The organism is Ramlibacter sp., assembly GCF_035706265.1.
Lineage (GTDB): Bacteria > Pseudomonadota > Gammaproteobacteria > Burkholderiales > Burkholderiaceae_C > Ramlibacter.
Genome location: NZ_DASSVG010000497.1, coordinates 1 through 4785, shown reverse-complemented (window position 1 = coordinate 4785; position 4785 = coordinate 1). Strand labels below are relative to the sequence as shown.

The 4785-nt window shown below is 69.6% G+C and carries 6 protein-coding genes; 4 read left to right on the top strand and 2 right to left on the bottom strand.

Annotated features, from left to right (window positions below):
* Together VFM98_RS17780 and ypfJ are read right to left on the bottom strand one after the other, a co-directional pair.
* Window positions 1-572 (bottom strand): DEAD/DEAH box helicase (locus VFM98_RS17780; RefSeq protein ID WP_325111235.1); only part of this gene is annotated, 572 nt, incomplete at its 3' end.
* A 209-nt stretch (window positions 573-781) separates the two neighbouring features.
* The gene (ypfJ, locus tag VFM98_RS17775; RefSeq protein ID WP_325111234.1) at window positions 782-1651 is read right to left on the bottom strand and encodes a KPN_02809 family neutral zinc metallopeptidase; all 870 of its coding nucleotides are present in this window, start codon (window positions 1649-1651) and stop codon (window positions 782-784) included.
* A 28-nt stretch (window positions 1652-1679) separates the two neighbouring features.
* Between ypfJ and pcp the strand changes: the two genes are divergently transcribed.
* From pcp to VFM98_RS17755, 4 genes are all read left to right on the top strand, one after another.
* On the top strand, window positions 1680-2348 hold the full coding sequence (gene pcp / locus VFM98_RS17770; protein WP_325111233.1) for a pyroglutamyl-peptidase I: 669 nt from the start codon (window positions 1680-1682) through the stop codon (window positions 2346-2348).
* 52 nt (window positions 2349-2400) lie between these two features.
* A complete protein-coding gene (locus tag VFM98_RS17765) occupies window positions 2401-3252 on the top strand; it encodes a 3',5'-nucleoside bisphosphate phosphatase (protein WP_325111232.1) in 852 nt (283 codons plus the stop codon).
* Between the two features lie 56 nt (window positions 3253-3308).
* The gene (locus tag VFM98_RS17760; protein WP_325111236.1) at window positions 3309-4154 is read left to right on the top strand and encodes a DMT family transporter; all 846 of its coding nucleotides are present in this window, start codon (window positions 3309-3311) and stop codon (window positions 4152-4154) included.
* Between the two features lie 2 nt (window positions 4155-4156).
* The coding region (locus VFM98_RS17755) for an L-threonylcarbamoyladenylate synthase (RefSeq protein ID WP_325111231.1) at window positions 4157-4785 on the top strand (629 nt) is incomplete at its 3' end.

Sequence of the window (4785 nt, the reverse complement as noted above, 5' to 3'; positions counted from 1 at the left end):
AACAGGAGCGTGGTGCGCTGCTTCGGCAGGTACGACAGGATGCGCTGCAGGTCCGGCAGGAAGCCGATGTCCAGCATGCGGTCGGCCTCGTCGAGCACCACGTACTCGACCTGGTTGAGCACGGCATTCTTGGCCTCGATGTGGTCCAGCAGGCGGCCGGGTGTGGCCACGAGGATCTCGACGCCCTTCTTCAGCTCCAGCGTCTGCGGCTTCATGTCCACGCCGCCGAAGACCACGGCGCTGCGCAGGGGGGTATGGCGCGAGTATGCCTTGACGTTCTCGTGGATCTGGTCGGCCAGCTCGCGCGTCGGCGCGATGATCAGCGCGCGCACCGGGTGCCGGGCGGGCGACGTGCTGCTGCTCGCGAGGGGCAGCAGCTTGTGGATGATCGGCAGCGCGAAGCCGGCCGTCTTGCCGGTGCCCGTCTGGGCCGCGCCCATCACGTCCTTGCCGGTCAGCACCACGGGGATCGCCTGCGCCTGGATGGGCGTCATGGTCTCGTAGCCCATCTCGGCGACGGCCCGCGCCAGCGGCTCGGCCAGGTTCAGTTTGGAAAAAGCGGATTCAGACATCAACCCGGGATTGTCTCATTTCTGCAAATTCGGGGCCAAGACGGCCTTTGGGGCGGAATTCGAACAGCCGGACGCAGAGGACGCAAAGGGTACGCAGAAGACGCAAAAAAGACATATCCGGAAGAAGGAGAGACATCTTCTGATGGATGTTCTTTTGCGTCCTTTGCGTATCTTTCGCGTCCTCTGCGTCCGGCTGTTGGGTTGCCTCCCTACAGGCTGCGGGCGTTGAAGGTGTCGCAGGACTTGACGGTGCCGGACTCCAGGCCGGTGGAGAACCAGCGCTGGCGCTGGGCGCTGGTGCCGTGGGTGAAGCTCTCCGGCACGACGGCCCGGCCGGCAGCCTGCTGCAGGGCGTCGTCGCCGATCTTCTGGGCCGCGTTCATCGCTTCCTCGATGTCACCCTGCTCGAGGACGTTGCGCGCCCGCTGGGCATGGTGCGCCCACACCCCGGCGAAGCAGTCGGCCTGCAGTTCCAGCCGCACGCTCAGCGCGTTGGCCTGGGCCTGCGAGGCGCGGGCGCGGGCCTGCTCCACCTTCTCGCTGATCCCCAGCTCCTGCTGCACGTGGTGACCCACCTCGTGCGCGATCACGTAGGCCTGGGCGAAATCGCCGGGCGCGCCCAGCCGGTTCTTCATCGTCTCGTAGAAGCTCAGGTCGATGTAGACCTTCTGGTCGGCGGGGCAGTAGAACGGGCCCATGGCCGCCTGCCCGGCGCCGCAGGCCGTGCGCACGGCGCCGCGGAACAGCACCAGCTTCGGGTCCTGGTAGGTCGCGCCGCCCTGCTTGAACAGGTCGCGCCAGACGTCCTCGGTGTCGGCCAGCACGGTGGAGACGAAGCGCGCCATCTGGTCGTTGGCCGGCGGCGCGGGCGCGGGGCCGGTCTGCGCCGGCGGCGCGTTGCCGCCGCCGGTCATGATGCCCAGGAGCGTGAGCGGGTTCACGCCCAGGAGCGCCCCGCCCACCAGCGCGATCACGATGGTGCCGATGCCGATCGTGCCGCCGCCGAGGCCGAAGCCGCCGCCGCCTCCGCCCCGCATGTCCTCGACGTTCGATGATTCGCGGTTACCTTCCCATCGCATGACGGTCTCCGTGCTGTAGAGTGAACGAATGCTAGCGAGTCGAAGCGCAACAGCGCGTAGTCCGTTGTCCGTATTGGTCACCGGCTTCGATCCCTTCGGCGGCAGCGCGGTCAACCCCAGCTGGCAGGCCGTGCACGCCCTGCACGGGCGCGAGATCGCGGGCCACCGCATCGTGGGCGGCGAACTGCCGACGGTGTTCGGCGCTTCGGTCCGGCGGCTGGAGGAACTCATGCGCGAGCACCGGCCGCGGCTCGTCCTCTGCACCGGCCAGGCGGGCGGCCGGGGGGCGATCTCGCTCGAACGTGTCGCGATCAACGTCGATGATGCGCGCATCCCCGACAACGCCGGCGCCCAGCCCGTCGACACGGCCATCGTGCCGGACGGCCCCGCCGCCTATTTCACCTCGCTGCCGATCAAGGCCATGCTGCAGAGCCTGCTGGATGCCGGCGTGCGGGCCGAGGTGTCGCAGACGGCCGGCACCTTCGTCTGCAACCACACTTTTTACGGACTGATGCACCTGCTGGGCCAACCGGAGTGGCAGGGGGTCCGCGGCGGCCTGGTGCATGTGCCGTGGCTGCCGGAGCAGGGGCAGCCGTCCATGGGGCTGGACGAGATCGTGCAGGCGCTGGAAGTCGCGATCGCCTGCGCGCTTTCGACCCGGCACGACATCCGCAAGGAGGCCGGCGCGCTCAGTTGACGGGGATTCCCGGTGTCCTGCAAGTCAGCAACGCGGCCCCTAGAATCGACCCGTGTCCATATTGAATGTCGACCTGCACTGCCACTCCGTGGTCTCCGACGGCACCCTCACGCCCGAGGAACTGGCAGCGCGGGCGGCAGCCAACGGCGTCGAGCTCTGGGCCCTGACGGACCACGACGAGATCGGCGGCCAGCACCGCGCCGCCGCGGCGGCCCGCGCGCAGGGCATGAAATACCTCACGGGCACCGAGATCTCCGTCACCTTCGCGGGCGAGACGGTCCACATCGTCGGCCTCGGCTTCGATCCCGACGACGAAGGCATGCGCCGCGGGCTGGAGCAGACGCGCGGCGGCCGCGGCGCCCGCGCGCTGGAGATCGCCGCCGGCCTGGCCGCCGTCGGCATCCCGGGCGCCTACGAAGGTGCGCTGAAGTACGTTGGCAACCCGGCCCTGATCTCGCGCACCCACTTCGCCCGCTACCTGGTCGAGGCCGGGACGTGCAAGGACACCGCGGAGGTGTTCCGCCGTTTCCTCACCGAAGGCAAGCCCGGCTACGTGCCGCACCGCTGGGCCACGCTGAAGGACGCGGTGCGCTGGATCCGGGAGGCCGGCGGGCTGGCCGTGATCGCGCACCCGGCGCGCTACAAGTTCACCGCCAACGAGGAATACGCGCTGTTCATGGAATTCAAGACCCACGGCGGCAGCGCCGTCGAAGTGGTGACCGGCAGCCACACGGCGGCCGAATACGTGAAGTACGCCGACACGGCGCGCGAATTCGGCCTCGCGGCCTCGCGCGGCAGCGACTTCCACAGCCCCGGCGAAAGCCATACCGACCTGGGCCAGCTGCCCTACCTGCCCGGGGAACTGACGCCGGTCTGGGAGCTGCTGGCCGACCGCATCCAGTGAGCGGCGCCGCCGCCGCATTGGCGCTGCGCCGCCCGCATGCCCTGGGCGGCATCGCGATGGCGGTGGGCGCCTGCGCCTGCTTCGCCGCACTGGACACCACCACCAAATGGGTCAGCGCCTCGGTGTCGCTGCTGATGGCGCTGTGGTTCCGCTATTTCTTCCAGGCCGCGGCCACCACCGCGATCGTCGTGCCGCTGCGCGGGCGCACCATCTGGCGCACCCGGCACCTCGCCTGGCAGCTGGTGCGCGGCCTGCTGCTGCTGGCCAGCAGCCTGCTCGCCTTCCTGAGCCTGCGCTACCTGCCGGTGGGCGAATTCACGGCCATCGTGATGATCACGCCGCTGGCGGTGACGCTGCTCGCAGCCACGGTGCTGAAGGAGCACGTCTCGCCCCTGCGCTGGCTGCTGGTGGTGGGCGGCTTCGCCGGCACGCTGATCATCATCCGCCCCGGCGCCGGCCACTTCGGCTGGAGCAGCCTGCTGCCGCTGGCGCTGGTGGCCTCCAATTCGGCCTTCCAGGTCCTCACCAGCAAGCTCGCGCGCACCGAGGATCCCGTCACGATGCATCTCTACACGGGCTGGACGGGCACGCTGATCTCGTCGCTCGCGCTGCCTTACGTGTGGACGGCGCTGCCGGACCTGAAGCTGTGGGTGGCCCTGTGCTTCATGGGCCTCACGGCCACGGTGGGCCACTTCCTCCTGATCCTGGCCTTCTACCGGTCCCCGGCCGCCACCATCACGCCCTACCTGTACACGCAGATCGCGTTCGCGGTGCTGGGCGGCCTGCTGGTTTTCTCGCACGTGCCGGACCACCCATCTCTTCTCGGCATGGGCATGATCGCGGTTTGCGGCGCCGCCGGCGCCTGGCTCACCGCCCGTGAGCGGCGCGCGGCGGCCTCCTGACCATGGCCCAGTACTTCGAACTGCACCCGGACAACCCGCAGCCGCGCCTGTTGAAGCAGGCCGTGGCGATCCTGAACGCCGGCGGCGTGGCCGCCGTGCCCACGGATTCCAGCTACGCGATCGCCTGCCACCTGGACGACAAGGCCGCCGCCGACCGCCTGCGCCAGATCCGCCGGGTCGACGAGAAGCACCTGCTGACGATGCTGTGCCGCGACCTGAGCGAGCTGTCCACCTACGCCCGGGTGGACAACAAGCAGTACCGGCTGCTCAAGGCCACCACGCCCGGGCCCTACACCTTCATCCTCGACGCCACGCGCGAGGTGCCGCGGCGGGTGAGCCATCCGCAGCGCAAGACGATCGGCATCCGGGTGCCGGACCACAAGGTGCTGCAGCAGCTGCTGGAGGTCCACGGTGCGCCCCTGCTCGCCACCACGCTGTTCGCGCCGCAGGACACCGACCCGATGAACGAGCCAGAGGAGATCCGCCGCCGCTTCGAGAAGCAGCTCGATGCGGTGATCGGCTCCGGCGCCTGCCCGGACGAACCCACCACGGTGGTGGACCTCACGCCGATGCAGACCGGGGGCGACGCGGTGCTGTTGCGGCTGGGGCGCGGCGACCCCGCGGCGCTCGG

What these genes read in the sequence shown, in the direction of transcription:
- ypfJ (WP_325111234.1), bottom strand. Translation starts at nt 1,651, where the DNA reads ATGCGATGGGAAGGTAACCGCGAATCATCGAACGTCGAGGACATGCGG.
- pcp (WP_325111233.1), top strand. Translation starts at nt 1,680, where the DNA reads ATGCTAGCGAGTCGAAGCGCAACAGCGCGTAGTCCGTTGTCCGTATTG.
- VFM98_RS17760 (WP_325111236.1), top strand. Translation starts at nt 3,309, where the DNA reads ATGGCGGTGGGCGCCTGCGCCTGCTTCGCCGCACTGGACACCACCACC.